This is a genomic window from Nocardioides kribbensis (assembly GCF_015070375.1).
GTDB lineage: Bacteria > Actinomycetota > Actinomycetes > Propionibacteriales > Nocardioidaceae > Nocardioides > Nocardioides kribbensis.
In genome coordinates this window covers 711,171-731,584 of sequence record NZ_JADCLL010000001.1, presented here as the reverse complement: position 1 = coordinate 731,584, position 20,414 = coordinate 711,171, and the positions used below count along the sequence as shown (strand labels likewise).

Annotated in this window: 15 protein-coding genes; 11 read left to right on the top strand and 4 right to left on the bottom strand. The window is 75.6% G+C overall.

Annotation, left to right across the window (positions count from 1 at the left end; translation table 11 throughout):
• Positions 1-8 precede the first annotated feature (8 nt).
• Together IR170_RS03405 and IR170_RS03400 are read left to right on the top strand one after the other, a co-directional pair.
• Entirely contained in the window at positions 9-677 is a 669-nt protein-coding gene (locus IR170_RS03405) for a lysophospholipid acyltransferase family protein (protein WP_193661191.1), read from the top strand.
• 189 nt (positions 678-866) lie between these two features.
• Positions 867-3,815 carry a M14 family zinc carboxypeptidase gene (locus tag IR170_RS03400; RefSeq protein ID WP_193661190.1) on the top strand — a complete coding sequence of 983 codons (2,949 nt, stop codon included), beginning with the start codon at positions 867-869 and terminating at the stop codon, positions 3,813-3,815.
• Positions 3,816-3,893: 78 nt separating this feature from the next.
• Here the strand turns inward: IR170_RS03400 and IR170_RS03395 are convergent, their stop codons facing one another.
• A complete protein-coding gene (locus tag IR170_RS03395; protein WP_193661189.1) occupies positions 3,894-5,525 on the bottom strand; it encodes an alkaline phosphatase D family protein in 1,632 nt (543 codons plus the stop codon).
• Between the two features lie 140 nt (positions 5,526-5,665).
• Here IR170_RS03395 and IR170_RS03390 point away from each other — a divergent pair, with 140 nt between their 5' ends.
• Together IR170_RS03390 and IR170_RS03385 are read left to right on the top strand one after the other, a co-directional pair.
• Complete coding sequence (locus tag IR170_RS03390) at positions 5,666-8,926, top strand: ATP-dependent helicase (RefSeq protein WP_319804892.1); 3,261 nt, start codon at positions 5,666-5,668, stop codon at positions 8,924-8,926.
• Positions 8,923-12,198, top strand: a complete 3,276-nt coding sequence (locus IR170_RS03385; RefSeq protein ID WP_319804891.1) for an ATP-dependent helicase — start codon at positions 8,923-8,925, stop codon at positions 12,196-12,198. Before IR170_RS03390 ends, IR170_RS03385 begins: the two co-directional genes overlap by 4 nt.
• On the opposite strand, the gene IR170_RS03380 is transcribed toward IR170_RS03385, so the two are convergent.
• Positions 12,182-13,273 (bottom strand): FAD-dependent oxidoreductase, encoded by a 1,092-nt coding sequence (locus IR170_RS03380; protein ID WP_193661187.1) that lies wholly within the window; start codon positions 13,271-13,273, stop codon positions 12,182-12,184. The two genes, IR170_RS03385 and IR170_RS03380, sit on opposite strands and share 17 nt — an antisense overlap.
• Before the next feature lie 64 nt (positions 13,274-13,337).
• On the opposite strand from IR170_RS03380, the gene nudC reads away from it, so the two are divergent.
• Complete coding sequence (gene nudC, locus IR170_RS03375; protein WP_056903766.1) at positions 13,338-14,252, top strand: NAD(+) diphosphatase; 915 nt, start codon at positions 13,338-13,340, stop codon at positions 14,250-14,252.
• 30 nt (positions 14,253-14,282) lie between these two features.
• Here the strand turns inward: nudC and IR170_RS03370 are convergent, their stop codons facing one another.
• Positions 14,283-14,528, bottom strand: a complete 246-nt coding sequence (locus tag IR170_RS03370) for a mycoredoxin (RefSeq protein ID WP_056864009.1) — start codon at positions 14,526-14,528, stop codon at positions 14,283-14,285.
• 99 nt (positions 14,529-14,627) lie between these two features.
• On the opposite strand from IR170_RS03370, the gene IR170_RS03365 reads away from it, so the two are divergent.
• From IR170_RS03365 to IR170_RS03340, 6 genes are all read left to right on the top strand, one after another.
• Positions 14,628-16,667 (top strand): ATP-dependent DNA helicase UvrD2, encoded by a 2,040-nt coding sequence (locus IR170_RS03365; RefSeq protein ID WP_193661186.1) that lies wholly within the window; start codon positions 14,628-14,630, stop codon positions 16,665-16,667.
• A 212-nt stretch (positions 16,668-16,879) separates the two neighbouring features.
• Positions 16,880-17,116, top strand: coding sequence for a hypothetical protein (locus tag IR170_RS03360; RefSeq protein ID WP_193661185.1), 237 nt, complete (start codon positions 16,880-16,882; stop codon positions 17,114-17,116).
• A 146-nt stretch (positions 17,117-17,262) separates the two neighbouring features.
• Positions 17,263-17,583 (top strand): WhiB family transcriptional regulator, encoded by a 321-nt coding sequence (locus IR170_RS03355; RefSeq protein WP_056864012.1) that lies wholly within the window; start codon positions 17,263-17,265, stop codon positions 17,581-17,583.
• Between the two features lie 69 nt (positions 17,584-17,652).
• Positions 17,653-17,817 (top strand): hypothetical protein, encoded by a 165-nt coding sequence (locus IR170_RS03350; protein WP_165699037.1) that lies wholly within the window; start codon positions 17,653-17,655, stop codon positions 17,815-17,817.
• 32 nt (positions 17,818-17,849) lie between these two features.
• Positions 17,850-18,113 carry a hypothetical protein gene (locus IR170_RS03345; protein ID WP_193661620.1) on the top strand — a complete coding sequence of 88 codons (264 nt, stop codon included), beginning with the start codon at positions 17,850-17,852 and terminating at the stop codon, positions 18,111-18,113.
• An 82-nt stretch (positions 18,114-18,195) separates the two neighbouring features.
• Positions 18,196-18,360 (top strand): hypothetical protein, encoded by a 165-nt coding sequence (locus IR170_RS03340; protein WP_165699038.1) that lies wholly within the window; start codon positions 18,196-18,198, stop codon positions 18,358-18,360.
• Between the two features lie 1,055 nt (positions 18,361-19,415).
• Here IR170_RS03340 and IR170_RS20175 read toward each other — a convergent pair.
• Positions 19,416-20,408, bottom strand: coding sequence for a TOMM precursor leader peptide-binding protein (locus IR170_RS20175; RefSeq protein ID WP_193661184.1), 993 nt, complete (start codon positions 20,406-20,408; stop codon positions 19,416-19,418).
• Positions 20,409-20,414: the final 6 nt, after the last annotated feature.

The following is a 20,414-nucleotide window of genomic DNA, read 5'->3' as shown; positions in this document are numbered from 1 at the left end:
CTGGCGAGGTGCTCTACCGCGTGCTCCACTCCGTCGTCCCCCCGCTGGCCCGCGCCGTGTGGCGGCCGAGGATCGAGGGGATCCACCACGTGCCGCGCTCGGGCCCGGTGATCCTGGCCAGCAACCACCTCAGCTTCATCGACTCCGTCGTCATCCCGGTGACCGCGCCGCGCAAGGTGGTCTTCCTGGCCAAGTCGGACTACTTCACCGGCACGGGGCTGCGGGGGAGCGCGCAGCGGGCGTGGTTCGAGGGTCTGGGCATGCTGCCCGTGGACCGCGACGACCCGCGGGCGGCCCTGGCCAGCCTCGACGTCGCGCTCGAGGTGCTCGGTCGGGGCGAGGCCTTCGGGCTCTACCCCGAGGGCACCCGCTCACGCGACGGCCGGCTCTACCGCGGGCGCACGGGGGTGGCCCACCTCGCGCTGACCGCCGGGGCGCCCGTGGTGCCGGTCGGCCTCGTCGGCACCGACCGGCTGCAGCCGGTGGGGAGCTCCTGGCCGCGCCTGGCCCGGGTGACGGTGCGCTTCGGGGAGCCGATCGTCGCCGGCGACCGGTTCGCGGGGATGTCGTCGGGGCGCGCCCGGCGCGAGCTCACCGACGAGGTCATGAGGGCGGTGGCCGCCCTGTCGGGCCAGCAGGAGGCCGGGGCCTACAACGAGCGGACCCCGACGGCCTGACTGCGGGGTCCGCCTGGCGGAACGCCCGTCCACATGACGGACAGACGGTAACCGTTGTGTTTCAGGACACGGTTCGCTGAAGATCGTCAGACATTCTGACGATCCACCGCGACGACCTCCTGTCGCGGAGGCCCCCACGACAGGAAGCGAATCCCCTTGCGCCACCGCACCCTCGCGAGCCTGAGCACCATGGCTGTCGCTGCGACGACCCTCGCGCTCCTCGCCCCCGTTGCCACCGCCGAGCCCTCGGGCCCGAGCGGGTCCTCCGCGCTGACGTCCGCCGCCGGCGGCCGGGGCGTCACCCCCGACCAGAGCGCCGCGCGCCCGAGCACGGCGGCCGCCGCGAAGCTCGCCGCCGCCGCCGAGTCGTTCGGCGAGCCGATCACGATGCCCTCGTCGTACCCCGCCCAGCCGACCCTGGAGGAGCCCGCGCCGACCGTGCCCGACGCCACCTCGGTCAACGGCACCATCTCCTACTCCGACCTCGCCCCGCGCCTCAACGAGCTGATGGCCTCCAGCGACCGGATCTCGACCCAGCTGGTGGGCACCTCCACCGAGGGCCGCGACCTCTACCTGGTCACCCTCACCGCGCCCGAGACCGAGGCTCAGACCGCCCAGCAGACCGCGTGGCGCGAGAAGATCCGCACCTCGCCCGAGGCCGCGGCCGCCGACGCGGACCTCGCGGCCGGCTACAAGACGCCGATCTGGTTCAGCGCCAACATCCACGGCAACGAGTGGGAGGGCACCGACGCGGCCATGCAGGTCATCGAGGACCTCGTCGCCGCCCCCGAGGAGGAGGTCGGCGAGATGCTGGCCGGCCACCGGCTCTACTTCTCGCTCTCGCTCAACCCCGACGGGCGCACCAAGGCCACCCGCGCCACGGCGCTGTCGCTGGACCCCAACCGCGACATGATCACCAGCAAGACCCCCGAGTCGGTCTCCTTCGTCAAGACCGCGCAGGCGCTCCAGGCGCTCTACGCCGCCGACTTCCACGGCTACACCGGCGTGCTCCAGGTCGAGCCCTGCGGCCCGCCGCACGGCGAGAACTACGAGTACGACCTCTTCATCCCGCACGGCTACGCCGTCGCGCGCCAGGTCGAGGACGACGTCGTCGCCGCCGAGATCCCGGGCAACACCTACTACGACCCGGCGACCGACGACGACACCACCGAGAACACCGGCAAGATCAAGATCCCCTACCGCGACACCCCCGACGGCTGGGACGACTTCCCGCCGATCTTCACCGCGCAGTACGCCGCCTTCCACGGCGCCGTCACCAGCACCGTCGAGCTGCCCAAGGGCCGCACCTCGACCCCCGGCACGCCCTTCGCGTCGGTGACGACGCCCGAGGACGCCGTCATCAACACCGCGGTGGCCAAGCAGACGATGGAGTCGATGGTCGACTACGTCGTGGCCAACGACGACGCGATGCTGGCCAACCAGATCGAGATGTTCCGCCGTGGCGCGGCCGGCGCCCCCAAGGAGTCGCTGACCACCGAGACCGTCGACGCCGTCGAGGGCCCCGACGAGTGGAAGCCGCTGTGGGACTCCGTCGACGACCAGGACCCGGTCGTGCTCCCGCGCGCCTACGTCATCCCCGTCGGTGCCGCCCAGCGCTCGCGCAGCGACGCCGCCCGTGTCGTGCAGCAGCTGCTCTTCAACGGCGTGGAGGTCGGCACGCTCGACCGCGCCACGACCGTCGACGGCACGACCTACCCCGCCGGCTCCTACGTCGTCGACATGCACCAGCCGCTGCGCGGCATGGCCAACGTGCTGCTCGACCTGGGCTCCGACATCTCCGACAAGGTGCCGTCGATGTACGACATCTCCGCCTGGAGCTACTCCTACCTGTGGGGGGCCACCGTCGACAAGGTCGGCCTCACCACCGACGCGCCGCTCGGCGTCACCACGCCGGTGACCGACGCGACCCCGACCGGCTCCGTGCCGGCCGAGGGCCAGCACCTCGTGCTCGACGTCGCGGGCGTCGCCGACTTCCAGGCGCTCAACGCGCTGCTGGAGGAGGGCGTGACCGTCTCCATGCTCGAGGACGGCTCCGCCGTCGTCGGGCCCGAGGACCGTGCCGCCGCCGCCGCCGTCGCCGAGGACCTCGGCGTGCGGTTCACCCGCGCCCGCGCCGCCGACCTCGACGCCCTCGACGACGAGGCCACCAAGGGGCTCGACGACCTCACCATCGCCTACACCGGCACCCAGGACGACAAGCTCTCGCTGCTCGAGCTCGGCTTCGACGACCTCGTGCCGGTCACCGCGGCCGGCCTGGCCACCGACGCCTCCGTGCTCGCCGACGCCGACGTGCTCTGGGTCGGCGGGGCGCTGAGCTTCACCGAGGCCCAGGCGCCCGGCCTGACCGCGCTGGAGGCCTGGCTCGACGAGGGCCACGGCGTCGTGGGGCGCGGCACGGCCGGCTACAACGCCGCCGCGCTGCTCGGCCTCGTCTCGGCCACCCCGGTCGCCGGCAACCGCTCCGGCAACGGGATCGTCGCGGTCGACACCCCGGCCGGCTCGGCGCTCGCGCCGTACGCGCAGGAGGCGTCGTTCATCTACCCCGCGCTGTCCTTCGCCAGCCTCGGCGAGGGCACGACGGCCGAGCAGACCTACGCCGCCGACCCGCTGCTCGCGGGTCACTGGCGCCCCACGGCCGAGGGCAGCCCGGTGGGCGGTCCGGCCGAGGCGGCCGGCAAGGCCTCGGTCATCTCCGGTGAGGCCGCCAGCGGCGCCAAGGGCATGGTCTTCGGCACCTCGGTGTTCTTCCGCACCCACCCCAAGGGCGGGCTGAGCCAGGCCGCCCGCGGCCTGTTCTGGGCCGCCCCCGCCGGCGAGGAGGTCGCGCCGGCCAAGGCGACGTCGACCACGCGCCTCACCGCGCGCAAGGCCGGCACGGTCAAGGCCTCGGCCACCGTGCGGCTGTCCTTCAACTTCGGCGAGGCCGTGGGCACCGTGCAGCTGCGCGAGCGCGGCGAGGGTGTCGTGCGCACCGTGCGGATCACCCGCGCCGACGAGGGCTCCAAGAAGGTGACGGTGCGCCTGGGGCGCGGTCGTCACGTGCTGCGGGCGGTCTTCCCGGCCACCGAGCAGGTCGAGCGGAGCGCCTCGCGCACCGTGGTGGTGCGCCTGCCCTGACCCGGGCGCGCACCGCGACGCAGGCAGGACACCGGGAGCCGGCACCCCACGCGGGGTGCCGGCTCCCGGCACGTCCGCTCAGGCCTGCTGGAGGCCGGGGCGGCCCGCCTCGACCACGAAGGACTGCCGCGTCGACACCGGGGCGCCGGGGCGGCGTACGTAGGGCAGGACCTTGAAGTCGGCGCGCAGGCTGTCGCGGCCGATCTCGGTCATGACGTAGCCGCGCTGGCTGTTGGCGAACCTGATGTGCGGGTTCTCGCGCAGCTGGGTGTCGGTCGCGGCGGTGGTGTCGGAGCCGTCGCCGCCGCTGGTGACCGAGGAGCACACGAGCTCGGCCGCGCGCACGGCCGAGTCGGGGTCGTCGAAGTCGGCGAGCACGTCGTTGGCGTAGTGGCGGTGCACGTCGCCGGTGAGCACCACGGTGTTGGCGTCGGCCGGCAGGGCGTCGACGAGGCGCTGGCGGGCGGGGGCGTAGCCGTCCCAGCCGTCCATCGACAGCGACCGCGTGGGGCCGGCGGTGAAGTCGCGGCGGGCGAAGAAGACCTGCTGGCCCAGCAGGTCCCAGGTGGTGGTGGAGGCGGCGAGACCCTCGACGAGCCACCGCTCCTGGGCGTCGCCGCAGAGGGTGCGCGAGGGGTCGAGCGCCTCCTGGCAGTCGACCGCGGTGCCGTCGCCGCAGGCCTGGTCGTCGCGGTACTGCCGGGTGTCCATCATGTGGAAGGTGGCCAGGTCGCCCCACTGCACGCGGCGGTAGAGCTGGAGGTCGATGCCCTGCGGCACCGACGTGCGGCGCAGCGGCATGTTCTCGTAGTAGGCCTGGAAGGCGGCGGCGCGACGGGCCAGGAAGCCCGGCTGCGGCACCGCCGGCTTCTCGGGTACCTCGTCGGCCCAGTTGTTGTCGACCTCGTGGTCGTCCCACACCACGACCCAGGGTGCTGCGGCGTGGGCGGCCTGCAGGTCGGCGTCGGTCTTGTACTGCGCGTGGCGCTGGCGGTAGCCGGCCAGCGTCTCGGTCTCGGGGCCCTCGTGGTCGCGCACGTTGCCCGGCGCCACGACGTAGTCGTCCTTCGTGTACTCGTAGAGGTAGTCACCGAGGTGCAGCACCAGCTCGGGCTGCTCCTCGGCCAGGCGCCGGTAGGCGGTGAAGAAGCCGTGCTCGTACTGCGAGCAGGAGGCGAAGGCCATGCTGAGCGAGGCCGGCGAGGAGTCGTACGCCGGGGCCGTGCGGGTCAGGCCCGCGGGGGAGACCCACCGCTCGGCCGCGAAGCGGTACCAGTAGGGCCGGGCGGGCGAGAGGCCCTGGACCTCGACGTGGACGCTGTGGCCGGCGTCGGGGCCGGTGCGGGCCACGCCGCGGCGCACGACCCGGCGGAAGCGCTCGTCGGTGGCGACCTCCCACCGCACCGCGACCTCGCGGGCGGGCATGCCGCCCAGGCCGTCGGCGGCCAGCGGCTCGGGGGCCAGCCGGGTCCACAGGACGACCCCGTCGGGCAGCGGGTCGCCGGAGGCGACGCCGAGGGTGAAGGGGTCGCGGCTCAGCGGCCGGGCCGGGGCGGCGGCGGCCCCGGGCAGCCAGGCGGCGGGGGCCAGCGTGCCGGTGAGGGTGGCACCGAGCCCGACGCCGGCGCCGAGGGCGGTGCCCACGACGGCGCGGCGGGTGGGGCCGGCGAGGGCGGGGCCGGTGAGGGCAGGGCGGGGTGAGGCGTTCATCTGGGTGCTCCCGAGAGGGTGGTGCGGATGTCGGCGCGGCTCACGCTGTCGACCCCGGGGGCCCTGGCGGTGGCCCGGTGGTGACGGGTCGGGGGCGGGCGCGCGAACGGCTGTCGGCGCCGGGTGCTGAGATGGGGCCCGTGACCCGCCCGCCCCGCCCGGACCGTCCGGCCACCCCGCGCTACCACCTCGTGCACGAGCACGCGGAGGCCCCGGTGCCGCGCCTCGACGCCGAGCAGCAGCGCGTGGTCGACCACGCCGGCGGGCCGCTGCTGGTGCTCGCCGGGCCGGGCACGGGCAAGACCACGACGCTGGTCGAGGCGATCGTGCGACGCGTCGACGACGGGGCGCGGCCCGACGAGGTGCTGGCGCTGACCTTCTCACGCAAGGCCGCCGACCAGCTGCGCGACCGGGTCACGGCCCGGCTGGGGCGCACCATGGCGACGAGCCTGAGCTCGACCTTCCACTCCTTCGCCTACGCGCTGATCCGGCAGTACGCGCCGGCGGAGCTCTACGACGCCCCCCTGCGTCTGCTGAGCGCCCCCGAGCAGGACGTCGTGCTGCGGGAGCTCCTCGTCCCGACCCCCGAGGCCGTGGCCTGGCCCGAGGGGCTGCAGCGGGCGCTCGGCACCCGCGGCTTCGCACGCGAGGTGCACGCCGTGCTGTCGCGGGCCCGGGAGAAGGGGCTCGACGGCGCGGAGCTGGCGCACCTCGGGCAGGTCCACGGCGCCCCCGAGCTGACCGCGGCCGGGCTCTTCCTCGACCAGTACCTCACGGTGCTCGACACCCAGGGCGCCACCGACTACTCCGACCTGATCCGGCGGGCGACCCTCGAGGCTGAGGTCCACCGCGAGGAGCTGAGGCGCCGCTTCTCCCACGTCTTCGTCGACGAGTACCAGGACACCGACCCCGGTCAGGTGGCGCTGCTGCGAGCGCTGGCCGGCGACGGTCGCGACCTCACCGTGGTGGGCGACCCGCACCAGTCGATCTACGCCTTCCGCGGCGCCGAGGTGCGCGGCATCCTCGACTTCCCGACCAGCTTCCCGCGCCGCGACGGCAGCCCGGCCGAGGTCGTCGCGCTGCGCACCACCCGACGCTTCGGCCCGCGGCTGCTCGTCGCCTCCCAGCGCGTCGCCGGGCGCCTCGGGCTCCCCGGCAGCATCGACGAGCAGGCCCGCGAGGCCTTCCTGCACCCGGTGGCCGAGCCCGGTCGGCTCGGCGAGGGCCGCGTCGTCGTGCGCACCTTCGACACCGACCGGGCCGAGTCCGAGCACCTCGCCGACCTGCTGCGGCGCGCCCACCTCGAGGACGGTGTGGCGTGGGACGACATGGCGGTGCTCGTGCGCTCGGGCCGCACCTCGCTGCCCCCGCTGCGCCGGGCCCTGGGGGCGGCCGGGGTGCCGGTGGAGGTCGCCAGCGACGAGGTGCCGCTCGTGCGCGACCCCGCGGTGCTGCCGCTGCTCGACGCGCTGCGCGCCGTGGTCGACCTCGGGGTCGCCGACCCCACCGCGCCCGACCACCTCGACCCCGGCCGGGTCGAGGCGCTGCTCGTGGGACCGCTGGGCGGTCTCGACGCCGGCGACGTGCGCCGGCTGGGCCGTCAGCTGCGGGTGCGCGAGAAGCACCGGGCGCTGACCGAGGACCGGGCGCCCCGCCCCTCCCGGGAGCTGGTGCGGCTGGCCCTGGTCGAGCGGGGGTTCCTCGACGGGCTCGAGGGGGGCGAGGTCACCCGGGCCCGGGCCCTGCACGCGCTGCTCGCCTCCGCCCGCGACGACCTCGCGGCCGGCGTGAGCGCCGAGGAGCTGCTGTGGGGCCTGTGGTCGGGCACCGGCTGGCCGGCCCGGCTGCGACGCGCGGTCGAGCAGGGCGGGGCCCCGGCCCGTCGCGCCCACCGCGACCTCGACTCGGTCTGCGCCCTCTTCGACGTCGCCGCGCGCGCCGAGGAGCAGCGCGACCACCGCGGCGTCCGCTCCTTCCTCGCCACCCTGGTGGCCCAGGAGATCCCGGCCGACACCCTCGCCGAGCAGGGCACCCGGGGCGCCGCCGTGCGGCTGCTGACGGCCCACCGCTCCAAGGGGCTGGAGTGGCGCCTGGTCGTGGTCGCCCACGTGCAGCAGGACGCCTGGCCCGACCTGCGGCGGCGCACCACCCTGCTGCAGGCCGACCGCATCGGCGAGGGCGAGCTCGTGCCGCCGGTCTCCGCGCGCGAGCTGCTGGCCGAGGAGCGTCGCCTCTTCTACGTCGCCTGCACGCGCGCGCGGCAGCGGCTCGTGGTCACCGCCGTCGCCTCCCCGGAGGACGACGGCGAGCAGCCCTCCCGCTTCCTCGACGAGCTCGGCGTCAGCGTCGAGGCCGTGGTGGGACGACCCGAGCGCCCGCTGTCGATGGACGGCCTGGTGAGCGAGCTGCGACGCACCGTTGCCGACCCCGCGACCACGCCCGCGCTGCGCGACGCCGCCGCGCGACGGCTGGCGCGGCTCGCGGGGGAGAGCGCCGGCACCCGGCCGCTCGCCCCGCACGCCGACCCGGCGAGCTGGTGGGGCACCCGCGCCGCCACCCGCTCGGTGCAGCCGGTGCGCGACCCCGACCGGCCGGTGCCGATCTCGGCGAGCGTGCTCGAGGCCCTCCAGACCTGCCCGATGCGGTGGTTCCTGGAGCGCGAGGCCGGGGGAGCGGCCCGCTCCCACCAGTCGGCCAACCTGGGCAAGATGCTCCACGCCCTGGCCGAGCGCGTCGCCACGGGGGAGCTGGCGGCGGGGCCCGACGACGTCGACCTGCTGATGACCCACGTCGACGCGGTGTGGGGCCGCCTGGAGTTCCGCACCCCGTGGTCGCGGGCGCGCGAGCACGCTCGGGTGAGGGTGGCGCTGGCGCGCTTCCTGCGCTGGCACCACACCAACGCCCGGCGGCTGCTGCAGACCGAGGCGCGCTTCTCCACCGTGGTCGACCTCCCCGACGGCGAGCAGGTGCTGCTCAACGGCTACGCCGACCGTCTCGAGCTCGACCACGACGGGCGCGTCGTCGTGGTCGACCTCAAGACCGGGCGCACCGCCCCCTCGACCTCCTCGGTGCAGGAGCACGTGCAGCTCGCCCTCTACCAGTACGCCGTGGACAGCGGCGCCGTCGACGCGGTGCTGCCCGAGGAGGGGCACGGCGTCGCCGGCGGTGCCGAGCTGGTGCAGCTGGGCGCCCTCGACGACACCGAGCACGCCGTCGTCCAGCCGCAGGACCCCCAGCCCGCCGGCAGCCGGGGTCGCGAGGCCCTGCGCGACAAGCTCGCCCACGGCGCGGTGATGCTGCGGCGCGAGTCCTTCCCCGCCGTGGTGGGCCAGCACTGCCGCGACTGCGACTTCGTGGCGATCTGCCCGATCAAGGGCGCCGGGGCGGTGACCGCCTCGTGAGCGCGATCCCGCCGATCCCCCCGACCCCCGGCACGGGCCGCGCGTCGCTGCGCATCGACACCCCGGCCGACCTGCAGCGGGTGATGCAGACCGACTACGCGCCCAGCGACCAGCAGTGGGCCGCGATCTCGGCCCCGCTGGCCCCCGGCGTGGTCATCGCCGGCGCCGGGTCGGGCAAGACCACCCTCATGGCGGCGCGGGTGGTCTACCTCGTCGTCACCGGGCAGGTGCGCCCCGAGCAGGTGCTGGGCCTGACCTTCACCACCAAGGCGGCCAGCGAGCTGCGCCAGCGGATCCGGGCCGCGCTGCGCACCGCGGGCGTGCTCGACGAGCCGATGACACGGGGCGGCGCGCGCGACGACGACGCCGTCGAGGAGGTCCTCGAGCCCAGCGTGCTCACCTACAACGCCTACGCCGCCAACCTGCTCACCGAGCACGGCCTGCGCATCGGCCACGAGCCCGACACCCGCGTCATCACCGACGCCGCGCGCTACCAGCTCGGTGCCCGCGTCGTGGAGCGCTTCACCGGCGACATCCACCAGCTCACCGACCACCCGCCCACCGCGATCCAGAACCTCCTCGCTCTCGACAGCGCCATGAGCGAGCACCTCGTCGGCCCCGACGACGTCCGCCGGGTGGACGCCGAGGCCCGGGCGGGGTTCGCGGCCGCCCTCGCCGCGGAGCGCGCCGGCAAGGACCGCACGACCTACCGCAAGCCCGTCGAGGCCGCACTCTCGGCCATCGACCGTCGCGGCGAGCTGCTCGAGCTCGTGGCCGGCTACCGTCGGCTCAAGGCCGAGCTCGGCCTGATGGACTTCTCCGACCAGATCGAGCTGGGGGCGCGGCTGGCCAGCGAGCAGCCCGACGTGGGCCTCGCGCAGCGCGCGGCCTTCCGGGTCGTGCTGCTCGACGAGTACCAGGACACCTCGGTCGCGCAGGCGACCATGCTCTCCCGGCTCTTCTCCGGGCCCGACGAGGCCCGCGGCCGAGGGCACGCCGTCACCGCGGTGGGCGATCCCAACCAGGCGATCTACGGCTGGCGCGGCGCGTCGGTGTCCAACATCCTCAACTTCGCCGACACCTTCCCCGCGGCACGCGGGGGCGCGGTGCCGGTGCTGCCGCTGACGGTCAACCGGCGCTCCGACGCGCGCATCCTCGAGGTCGCCAACGCGCTGGCGGCCCCCCTCTACGAGCGCTACGACCAGGTGGAGCCGCTCCAGGCCAAGCCCGGCGCGGAGCCGGGCGTCGTGGGCGCCGAGGTGCTCGAGACCCACGCCGACGAGCTGGCCCGCCTCGTGGAGGACGTGCAGGCGGTCCACGGCGGCGAGCGCGGCACGACCTGGAGCGACATCGGCGTGCTCACCCGCGACAACGCCCACGCCGCCGAGGTCTTCGACGCCCTGTCGGGGGCCGGGGTGCCCGTCGAGATCGTCGGTCTCTCCGGCCTGCTGCGGCTGCCCGAGGTGGCCGAGGTGGTCGCGGTGCTGCACCTGCTCCACGACGTGACCGCCAACGCCGCGCTGCTCACGCTGCTCACCGGGCCGCGGTGGGCGATCGGTGCGCGCGACCTGCGCCTGCTGGGCCAGCGCGCCGACGAGATCGCCGGCCGGGGCGGGCGGGGCGCCGAGGCCGGCTCGGTGACCGACCACCTGCTCGACATCGCCGACGGCATCGACCCCGCCGAGGTGGCCTGCCTCGACGACGCCCTGGCCGACCCCGGCGACCTGCCGTTCTCCGAGGAGGCCCGCGAGCGCTTCGCGCTGCTCGGCGCGGAGCTGCGCCTGCTGCGCTCGCACGTCGGCGAGCCCCTGCTCGACGTCGTGCGCCGCATCGTCGACCTCACGGGCGTCGACGTGGAGCTCGCCTCCGCCGTCGACCCGGCCGCGCTCTCGCGGCGCGATAACCTCGACCTCTTCGTGCGCGCCGTGGCCGACTTCCAGGCCGTCGACGGCGACGTGGGCCTGCCGGCGCTGCTGGCCTACCTCACCGCCGAGGACGACCAGGGCAACGGCCTCGACGTCGCCACGCCGACCCTGGCCGACTCGGTCAAGCTGCTCACGGTGCACCGCTCCAAGGGTCTGGAGTGGCACGCGGTCTTCCTCGTCGGGGTCTGCGAGACCCGCTTCCCCTCCAACCGCTCGCGCACCCTGTGGACCTCCTCGCCCAGCGTGCTGCCCGCCCCGCTGCGCGGCGACGCTCCGGACCTGCCGCAGCTCGCCGGCCACGACAAGGCGGCCCTCGACGCCTACCGCGCCGACACGCGCGCCCACGACGCCGAGGAGGAGCTGCGCCTGGGCTACGTCGCCTTCACCCGCGCCGCGCACGTGCTGTCGGTCACCAGCTACTGCTGGACCTCTCGCACGACCCCCTTCGGACCCTCGGCCTACCAGCGGGTGGTCGCCGAGAGGGTCGAGGCCTGGGGAGAGCCGCCGCGGCCGTGGCGGGAGAAGCCGGTGAAGGGCGACCCCAACCCCTACGACGCGGTCGACCCGTCGCGCCCGTGGCCGAGCACGGCCGTGGGCCGCGAGGCAGCCCTGCGCCGGGAGGCGGCCGAGCGGGTGCGCACGGCCGTGGTGGGCGCGCCCGACCTCGGCCTCGACATGATCGAGGCGGCCCGGGTCGCGGAGTGGGACGCCGAGCTCGACCGGCTGCTCGCCGAGGCCCGGCGCGACCGCTCCGAGCACGTCGCGGTCCCGCTGCCCTCGAGCCTGTCGGCCACGGCGGTCTCCCGGCTGCGCGAGGACCCCGAGGCCTTCGCCCGCGACCTGGCCCGTCCGATGCCGCGCCCGCCCTCGGCCGCGGCCCGCTTCGGCACCCGCTTCCACGCCTGGGTCGAGGCGCGCTTCGGCCAACAGGACCTCTTCGACTACGGCGACCTGCCCGGGCGCGCCGACGCCGGCATCGACGACGACGCCGACCTCGAGGCGCTGGTCGCGACCTTCGAGTCCGGTCCCTTCGCCACCCGGGTGCCCCACCAGGTGGAGGCCCCCTTCGCCCTGGTGCTGGCCGGTCAGGTCGTGCGCGGGCGCATCGACGCCGTCTACGCCGAGCCCGACGGGGGCTGGCTGCTGGTCGACTGGAAGACCGGTCGCGCCGAGGCCACCGACCCGTTGCAGCTGGCGCTCTACCGCCTGGCCTGGGCCGAGCTCCACGACGTGGCGCCCGAGCAGGTGCGCGCCGCGTTCTACCTCGTGCGCACCGGCAGCGTGGTCGAGCCCGCCGACCTGCCCGGCCGCGAGGAGTTGGAGGCGCTGCTCAGCCCGTCGCGGTGAGCGCGGCCCCGGCCCCGCGGCCCTGCAGCCGACGCAGCACGGCGAGCGCGGCGGACCGCCCGGCGCGGTTGGCGCCGATGGTGCTGGCCGAGGGCCCGTAGCCGACCAGCTGCACCCGCGGATCGGTCACGACGGTGGTGCCGTCGACGGCGATGCCGCCGCCGGGGCCGCGCAGACCCAGGGGCGCGAGGTGGGACAGCTCGGCGCGGAAGCCGGTGGCCCACAGGAGGGCCTGGGCCGGCTCGAAGGACCCGTCGGCCCAGCGGAGACCGTCGGGCTCGATGCTGCGGAACACCGGCCGTCGCTCGTAGGCGCCGAGCGCGGCCGCCGCCTGCTCCTGGGGGCGCAGGGCCAGCCCGGTCACGCTCACCACGCTGGCGGGCGGCAGCCCGCGGCGTACGCGCTCCTCGACCAGGGCGACCGCGGCGCGGCCGGCCTCCGGGGTGAGGTCGTCGGTGCGCCAGACCGGGGGGCGGCGGGTGACCCAGAGGGTGTCGGTGACCGGGGCGAGCTCGCCGAGCAGCTGCACCGCGGAGGCCCCGCCGCCGACCACGACGGTGCGCCTCCCGCGCAGCGCCTCGGGCCCGCGGTAGTCGTGGGTGTGCAGCTGCAGCCCGCGGAAGGTCCGCGCGCCGGGGTAGGCGGGCACGAACGGTCGGCTCCACGTGCCGGTCGCGTTGACCAGGGTGCGGGTCGTCCAGGTGCGGTCGCCGGCCACGACCCGCAGTGGGCCGCCGGGGTCGTCGGGGTCGGCCGGCTCGACGCGCTCGACGCGCACCGGCCGCACGACGGGCAGGGCCTGCTCACGCTCGTAGGCGGCGAACCACGCGGGCACGACCAGGTTGGCCCGCTCCTCGCCGGGCCGCGGAGCGGGGGAGTCGGGCAGGTCGGCCACGCCGTGCACGTCGCGCATGGTCAGGGTGTCCCAACGGTGCTGCCAGGCACCGCCGGGCGCGGTCTCGGCGTCGAGGACGACGTGGCGCAGACCGAGCCGGCGCAGGTGGTGGGAGGCCGACAGGCCGGCCTGGCCGGCGCCCACGACCACCGCGTCGAGGAGGGTCCCGGGCGCTGCCATGCCGGGAGAACGCCGCGACGGGCCCGAGGCTTCCCGGGTTGTCCGGGCGGCCTAGGGTCGCTGCGTGACCGCTCCCCACACACTGCTGACCGTCGACGCGCACGACCGGGCGTCGGTGCGCAGACGTGACGAGGCCTGGCTCGAGCAGCAGTGGGCCGACCCGGCGACCCGGGTGCTGGTGGTGGCGGGCGCGCAGGTGCGCCCGCGGGGCGGCCGGATCGACTGGGTGCGACCCGACGAGACCCCTGACGGGCTGCGGGTGCTGCTGGGCGAGCGCGACGACCGGGCGTGGTTCGCCCTGGTCACCGACCGTCCCGACCCCGACGAGCCGGGGTGGGCCGGGCTGCGCGACCTGCTGCCGCTGCTGGCCGGCGACGCACCGGAGTCGCGCGCCGACGCCCCGCTGCTCTTCCACGCCCTCGGCATCGCCGAGTGGTTGGCCGTGACCCGCTTCTGCCCCCGCGACGGCACCCCGCTGGAGCCTCGCGCCGCCGGGCACGAGCTCACCTGCCCTCGCTGCGGGCGCACCCAGTTCCCCCGCACGGACGCCGCGGTGATCATGCTGGTCACCCACGGCGAGCCCGGTGCCGACGACGAGCTGTGCCTCCTGGGGCGCCAGCGGGTCTGGCCGCGCGGACGCTTCTCGACTCTGGCGGGCTTCTACGAGCCCGGGGAGAGCCTCGAGGACGCCGTGCGCCGCGAGGTGGCCGAGGAGACCGGGGTCGAGGTGGGCGAGGTGTCCTACTTCGGCAACCAGCCCTGGCCGATGCCCGCGAGCCTCATGGTGGGCTTCGTGGGCCGCGCCACGAGCACGCGGATCGAGGTCGACGAGGTCGAGATCGAGGAGGCGCGCTGGTTCACCCGCGCCCAGATGCTCGAGGAGACCCGCGCCGGCACGCTCGTGCTGCCCGGCGGGGTCTCCATCAGCCGCTCCCTCGTGGAGCACTGGTACGGCGGGCCGCTGCCCGGCCAGTGGTGAGCCGGCCGGGCGGGTGGTCCGCCGTCGCGCTCAGGCCAGCGCGGCCAGCTTCTCCTTGACCTGCGCCAGCGAGGGGTTGGTCTGGGACGTGCCGTCGCTGAAGACCAGCGTGGGCACGGTCTGGTTGCCGTTGTTGGCCTGCTCCACGATCAGCGCCGCGTCGGGCTGCTGCTCGATGTCGACGACGTCGTAGGAGATGCCCTCACGGTCCAGCTGGCTCTTGAGGCGGTGGCAGTAGCCGCACCAGGGGGTGGAGTACATCGTGAACGAGCTCATCTGGGACTGTCGCCTCCGACATCTAGGGTGGTCACGACGCCCGAGGTGGGCGTCGTCGTACCTGTCGTCAACCAGCCTGCCCCAGGAGTTGTTCCCCTCGTGACCCGCCCCGCCGACCTCCTCGACGCCCTCGATCCCGAGCAGCGCCAGGTCGCCGAGACGCTGCGCGGACCGGTGCGCGTCCTCGCCGGCGCGGGCACCGGCAAGACCCGGGCCATCACCCACCGCATCGCCCACGGCGTGGCCTCGGGGGTCTACGTGCCCACCGAGGTCCTGGCGGTCACCTTCACCACCCGCGCGGCGGGGGAGATGCGCCAGCGGCTGCGGGTGCTGGGCGCCGGGGGAGTCCAGGCGCGCACCTTCCACGCCGCCGCGCTGCGCCAGCTCCGCTACTTCTGGCCCCAGGTCCAGGGCACCGAGCTCCCGGCGCTCACGGAGTCCAAGATCCCCCTGCTCGCGGGCGCCGCGCGACGCCACCGCATCAACGCCGACCAGGCGCTGCTGCGCGACCTGGCCTCGGAGGTGGAGTGGGCCAAGGTGAGCAACGTCCACCCCGACGACTACGCCCGGGTCGCCACCCAGCGCGGCCGCACGGTGACCGGCCACGACGCCGAGACCGTGGGACGGATCTTCTCCAGCTACGAGGAGGTCAAGCGTGGGCAGGGCCGCATGGACATGGAGGACATCCTGCTGCTCACGGCCGGGCTGCTCGCCGAGGACGAGCGGGTCGCGGCCCAGGTGCGCCGCCAGTACAAGTGGTTCGTCGTCGACGAGTTCCAGGACGTCTCGCCGCTGCAGTCGGCCCTGCTCGACCTGTGGCTGGGCGGTCGTGACGAGCTGTGCGTGGTCGGCGACCCCGCCCAGACCATCTACTCCTTCGCCGGCGCCGACGCGCGCTACCTGCGCGAGTTCCCCCAGCGCCACCCCGGCACGACGTCGGTGGAGCTGGTGCGCAACTACCGCTCCACCCCGCAGGTCGTGGGTGCGGCCAACACGCTGCTGGCCGGGTCGGGCAGCGAGGGCGTCTCGCTGCAGGCCCAGCGCCCGGGCGGCGCCGCCGTGCGCTACGCCCCCCACCCCGACGAGGTCGCCGAGGCCGAGGCCACCGCCGCCCGCATCCTTGCGCTGCGCGAGAGCGGCCACCCGATGTCGGAGGTCGCGGTGCTCTTCCGCATCAACGCGCAGTCCGAGGCCTACGAGGAGGCGCTCTCGGCGCGCTCCATCCCCTACGTCGTGCGCGGTGCGGCACGGTTCTTCGACCGCCCCGAGGTGCGCGAGGCCGTCACCCGCCTGCGCGGCACCGCCCGCTCCAGCGCCGAGGTCACCGACCCCGACGAGATCGTCGAGGTCGTGCGGGCCACGCTGGCCGCGATGGGCTGGACCGACCAGCCGCCCACCGCCCGCGGGCAGACCCGCGACCGGTGGGAGTCGTGGCAGGCCCTCGTCGACCAGGCCGCCGAGCACGCCGGCCAGCCCGGCGCCTCCCTCGGGGCCTTCGTCGACGACCTCGACCGCCGTGCGGCCGAGCAGCACGCGCCGGTGGCCGACGGGGTCACGCTGGCCACCTTCCACGCCGCCAAGGGCCTGGAGTGGGACGCCGTCTTCCTGTGCGGCCTGCAGGACGGCACGATGCCGATCACCTACGCCGAGACCCCCGAGGCGGTCGAGGAGGAGCGCCGCCTGCTCTACGTCGGCATGACCCGCGCCCGCGCGGAGCTGAGCCTGTCGTGGTCGCTGGCCCGCAACCCCGGCGGCCGGGCCTCGCGCAAGCCCTCGCGCTTCCTCGACCCGCTCCTGCCCGACCAGTCGCGCCCGACCGGCGGGCCCGGCCGCGCCCGCAAGGCGATGACCTGCCGCGAGTGCGGCCAGCCGCTGTCGACCGCGGCGGAGAAGAAGACCGGACGCTGCGTCGACTGCCCCGCCTCCTACGACGAGGCGCTCTACGAGCGGCTGCGCGACTGGCGTCGCGAGCGGGCGGGGGAGGAGAGCGTGCCGGCCTTCGTGGTCTTCAGCGACGCCACCCTGCAGCTGGTCGCCGAGCTGCGCCCGAGCACCCCCGAGGCGCTGCTGCGCATCAGCGGGATCGGCCGGTCCAAGGTGGAGAAGTACGGCGAGGACGTGCTCGCCCTGCTCTCCTGACCCGCCCCGCGCGGCCCCTCGGCGGCCCCTCGGCAGGCCCTCGGGGGCGCCCCGCCAGCCCTGCTCAGCGGGCCACGGAAGAAAACCCGGAAATAGTCATAAAATGGTTTGCTCCTTACAGGAGCAGCCCGGTAGTTTCCTCACCACACGACCAGCAGCGCACCACGGCCCTGACGAAGCCGGCGCACGACGCACCGAAGGAGGTGGCCCCGATGGCCAGCAACAAGTTCTGGATGACGGCTCAGACCCCGTCCCGCTCCGCCCTGCCCGTCCGCGGCCGCACGATCGCCTTCACCGCGTCGACCCAGGGGACCACTGTGTCCTCCGCCGCCGTGTCCTCCGCCGTCGTGTCCGTCGCCGCCGAGCGCCAGGGCGTCGTCGCGGGCGATCTGGCCTTCGGCCACGCCTGCATCCCGGGTCCCCTCGCCTGGAGTCCACCGATCTGTTGATCCTCGACAGCTCGGCAGCCTCCAGGCCGCGGAACCCGTAACCCGGGATCCGCGGCCTTTTGCATTCCCCCAGGACCCCGGGAACCCCGGGCCCCACGAACCCCCGCACCACCCAGCGACCGGTCAAGGACAAGGAGGTGACACACATGACCATCAGCGACCTCCACCGCCACGAGACGGTCGAGCCCACCCTGGGTCTGCTGCACGACCGCGCCGTCGACGTCGACGACGCACTCATGCCGTGCCGCACGAACAACCCCGAGCTCTGGTTCGCCGAGACCCCCCAGGACGTCGAGCACGCCAAGGCCCTCTGCGGCAGCTGCCCCGTCAGGCACCTCTGCCTCGACGGTGCGCTGCAGCGGCGCGAGCCCTGGGGCGTCTGGGGCGGCGAGCTCTTCCTCCAGGGCGTCGTCATCCCCCGCAAGCGGCCCCGTGGCCGTCCTCGCAAGAGCGAGGTGGCGGCCTGACCGCCGGCACCGTCCTGCTCCACCCCGACCGCACGACCCGGCACCACCCGAGACCCGAAGGATCCCGTGATGTACCCGCTCAACGACCACCTGGCCCGAGCCCAGGTCACCTCCCGCCTCGACGAGGCGCAGCGTCAGCGCCGCGGCCACGAGCTGGCCCGGGTGCACCGTCGCAGCCGGCGAGCCGAGCGCGCCGTCCAGCAGGCCCGCACCGCCCTCGCCCGCGCGCTCTGAGCGCACCGACCCGACCAGGAGGCACCACGACCATGACCACCCCGACCACGACCCGGCTCGACGCCGCGATCCGCGCAGGCAGCCACGCCGACCCCCGCACCGCCACCCACAGCGACCCGAACCGGAGCACCACGATGAATCTCATGCACGAAGAACTGGCACGCATACAAATGTCCGAGCGCCTGGGAGAGGCGCACACCCGCCGCGACCAGCGCCTGGCCAAGGCCAAGCGGCTGGCCCGCCGCTCCGAGGCGGCCGCGCAGCAGGCGCGCCTCGCCCTCGCCCGCGCGCTCTGAGCGCACGCGGCACACCGACCCGAGCCGGGCACGACCTCGTCGTGCCCGGCTCGGGCGCGTGCGACAGGTCTAGGGTCGGGGGATGAGCACCACCTGCGACCTGTGCGGCACCGTCGAGGACGACCCGCAGCGGCTGCTGGCCTGGACGGTGTCGTTCGAGCGCGGCCGCCGCCAGGACCTCTGCGTGACCTGCGCGCGCCGCCACCTGCGCGCCCTGGAGGGCAAGCTCGACTCCGAGCACTGGTAGACGCCCCGGCCGGGCGCGCGCCCCCGGGACCCTCCGCGGGATCGTCACGTCGTGACCCGTCGGTGTCCGAGCGGCTGGTGGAGGTCTCGGGCAACCCGCCCCGGACGGTCGGTCCCCGCGAGCGCTGCCGCCAGGCGGGGGCTGTGTCCCGTCCCCGGCCGGCCGGCCCGGGAACGGGCGGCGTACGACGGGTCGAGGGCGCCCGGAGGTGTCGTCTCCCGCCACCCACCGCGCGCTCGGTCACCGCGAGCGCCGCCGGCCCCGGCATGCGGTCGCGCCTGGCGTGCCCGGCCGGCCCGCCCGAGAAGTGGCGGGACACGACCGGTCGAGGGCGCCCGGAGGTGTCGTCTCCCGCCACTCACCGCACGTTCGGTCACCGCGAGCGCCGCCGGCCCCGGCATGCGGTCGCGCCTGGCGTGCCTGGCCGGCCGGCCCGAGAAGTGGCGGGAAACGACCGGTCGAGGGCGCCCGGAGGTGTCGTCTCCCGCCACTTAGCGCACGTTGGGTCACCGCGAGCACCGCCACCGCCGGCCCCGCCGCGCGGGGCTGGGTCACGTCCCCGTCGGCCGGCTCGGGAAGTGGCGGGATACGACCGGTCGAGGGCGCCCGGAGGTGTCGTCTCCCGCCACTCACCGCACGTTCGGTCACCGCGAGCGCCGGCCCCGCCGCGCGGAGCTGGGTTACGTCCCCGGCCGGCCGGCCCGAGAAGTGGCGGGATACGACCGGTCGAGGGCGCCCGGGGGTGTCGTCTCCCGCCACTTGCCGCACGTTCGGTCACCGCGAGCGCCGCCAGCGCCGGCCCCGCCACGCGGGGCTGCGTCACGTCGCCGGCCGGCCGGCCCGGGAAGTGGCGGCCTACGACGGGTCGAGGGCGCCCGGGGGTGTCGTCTCCCGCCACTCACCGCACGTTCGGTCACCGCGAGCGCCGTCAGCGCCGGCCCCGGCACGCGGTCGCGACTGGCGTGCCCGGCCGAGTCGCCTGTGAAGTGGCGGCGTACGACCGGTCGAGGGCCGCGGCAGGTGTCACCTCCCGCCACTCACCGACGCCGTCCCGGTCAGCCCACCTGCGCGCCGTCCCAGGAGCAGCCGCACCGCGGGTGCCGCAGCCAGCGACGGCTCCGGCAGGAGAGCAGCTCGTCGACCTCGACCGTCGTCGACCACGTCGACGGCGTGCCGCCGTCGAGGTAGGTGACGACGTCGCGCACGGCCCACGACACCGCGAGGTGCAGCAGGGCCGGGTCGAGCGGGGCGACCGGCGCCGGCGCGGCGGCGACCTGCTCGAGCACGAGCCCGCGCCGGGGGTCGTGCTCGGCCCGGGCGGCGTCGACGCACCGCAGGCAGGCGGTGACCCCCGGCTCCACGAAGGGGCCCACGACCACGCCTTCGGGGCCACCGACGACGAGCAGGTGCGGCTGCGCCTCCTGCAGGAGGGGGTCGAGACCGGGCCGGGCCGGGGGGCCTGCGCTGAGGCGGAGCACGACGTCGGGCCTGCTCGCCGGGGCTCGTGCGGCGCGCGTCCGTCGGGCCCGGCCCCCGCCGGCTCCCCGGCCCTCGCCGGAGTCGGCGACCCCCGCCCCCGCCTCGCGCAGCAGTCGGACGGCGAGGTCGGTGGCCGCCACCGGCACGGTGTCACCGCCCTCGACCGCCACCACGGCCTCCGAGCGCCGCTGCAGCAGCAGCGCCGCGGCGTCGCCGTGGGCCGCGAACGCCGCGGCCACGGCCCCGGGACCCGCGGTGCCGGCGCCGGCGGCGTCGAGCAGGTCGGCGTCGACGACCAGGCCCGCCCCGACCAGGGCGGTCAGCGCGCGCACGCCCTCGGGCGTCGTGGGAGTCGGCGGGGTGCGGTCGCGCAGGGCGGCGAGGAGCCGGAGTACGTCGGGGTGGTCGGGGAGCACGACCCGCCGTGGCTCGTCGAGACCGACCTGGAGGCGGCCGGCCTCACGGGTCGCGACGACCAGGCCGGGCAGCAGCGTCGGCCGCCGGGGAGGGACCGGCGCGCCCGACGTCCGGGGGCGGGCGGCCGGGGGAGAGGAGGAGTCGGGGTGCACGCGACG

Bases quoted from the DNA above. Each gene is read 5' to 3' on its own strand.
- IR170_RS03380 (WP_193661187.1), bottom strand. From the start codon at position 13,273: ATGGCAGCGCCCGGGACCCTCCTCGACGCGGTGGTCGTGGGCGCCGGC.
- IR170_RS03345 (WP_193661620.1), top strand. From the start codon at position 17,850: ATGACCACCCCGACCACGACCCGGCTCGACGCCGCGATCCGCGCAGGC.
- IR170_RS03360 (WP_193661185.1), top strand. From the start codon at position 16,880: ATGGCCAGCAACAAGTTCTGGATGACGGCTCAGACCCCGTCCCGCTCC.
- IR170_RS03370 (WP_056864009.1), bottom strand. From the start codon at position 14,528: ATGAGCTCGTTCACGATGTACTCCACCCCCTGGTGCGGCTACTGCCAC.
- IR170_RS03400 (WP_193661190.1), top strand. From the start codon at position 867: ATGGCTGTCGCTGCGACGACCCTCGCGCTCCTCGCCCCCGTTGCCACC.
- IR170_RS03340 (WP_165699038.1), top strand. From the start codon at position 18,196: ATGAGCACCACCTGCGACCTGTGCGGCACCGTCGAGGACGACCCGCAG.
- IR170_RS03350 (WP_165699037.1), top strand. From the start codon at position 17,653: ATGTACCCGCTCAACGACCACCTGGCCCGAGCCCAGGTCACCTCCCGC.
- IR170_RS03355 (WP_056864012.1), top strand. From the start codon at position 17,263: ATGACCATCAGCGACCTCCACCGCCACGAGACGGTCGAGCCCACCCTG.
- IR170_RS03395 (WP_193661189.1), bottom strand. From the start codon at position 5,525: ATGAACGCCTCACCCCGCCCTGCCCTCACCGGCCCCGCCCTCGCCGGC.